The sequence below is a fragment of the Phaeocystidibacter marisrubri genome, assembly GCF_008933165.1.
Taxonomy (GTDB): Bacteria; Bacteroidota; Bacteroidia; order Flavobacteriales; family Schleiferiaceae; genus Phaeocystidibacter; species Phaeocystidibacter marisrubri.
Genome location: NZ_WBVQ01000011.1, coordinates 1 through 881 on the forward strand (window position 1 = coordinate 1; position 881 = coordinate 881).

At 43.1% G+C, this 881-nt stretch carries 2 protein-coding genes; both read right to left on the bottom strand.

Annotated elements, in window-relative coordinates; all coding sequences use genetic code 11:
• Nucleotides 1-146: 146 nt before the first annotated feature.
• Nucleotides 147-350 (bottom strand): hypothetical protein, encoded by a 204-nt coding sequence (locus tag F8C82_RS14645; RefSeq protein WP_151694375.1) that lies wholly within the window; start codon nt 348-350, stop codon nt 147-149.
• Nucleotides 351-352: 2 nt separating this feature from the next.
• Nucleotides 353-881: hypothetical protein (locus F8C82_RS14650; RefSeq protein ID WP_223279621.1), on the bottom strand; the 529-nt coding region annotated here is incomplete at its 5' end.

Here is an 881-nt window from a genome sequence, read left to right on the forward strand (position 1 = left end):
GTCCTGCTCCTTTTGCTCATTGGTAAACAACCTCTTTACAAGGAAATACCCTCCGACTAAAATGGCAGCACCGCCGACAATTTTGATAGTATTGATGGGAGTGAAGAAGGTCATTGTTTTCTCTTTTAGAGCTTGTTTATCCATGATTAAAGGGATTGAAGAATAGGCTCGTATTCCTTAAGGAGCCCATTCACATTGGGTTTTTCTGATAGATCCGCGAGAATCTTCAGACTTGCTAAGTCTGCCTTTGCAGCAATCTTTTCCAACAGCTTTGCTTTTTGCTCTGCTGACGCTTTTGAGCTTCCACAAATTGTGATTCCGATCTTGTGCTTTGCTTGTCCAAATGCCATGGTTATTGTTCTTGTAGTGTGTGTGCGTATTTTTCAAAAAGGGAATTAAAATCCGAGTTAAATGCCTCTCCATGTTCCGGGTGCCCCGACATTTTAAGAAGAGAATACATTGCTGTCGCCTCCTCTTCTTGGCACACCTCTAACCATTTCTGCATTTCTTGTTTAACTCCTGAAGAATGGGTAATCTGGCTCCCCCCTTTTTGGGAATTGATCATACCAAGCCCCATCTTCTTGATTTCAGGATCCTTTAGCAGTTCACCGAACTCCTGGATTGCTGATCGCTTTGAAACTTGATGCTCCAGATCTCTTTTGTCACGCTCTAAATCCCGAATCTTATCCTTGAGATCTTCGCGCTCTTCTTTGTAGCGCTTTAATCGTTCAAGTTCAGATTGAGCGGACTTGAGTTGATGCTCGAGAACACGGACTTCTGCCTTGCTTTCAAAAACAGCAGGTGAAACACTACCCATGCCTACAACCGGATAGTTACTTTGTTGCTCGAGGATTCTTCGAATCTCAATGTATCGTTCTTCG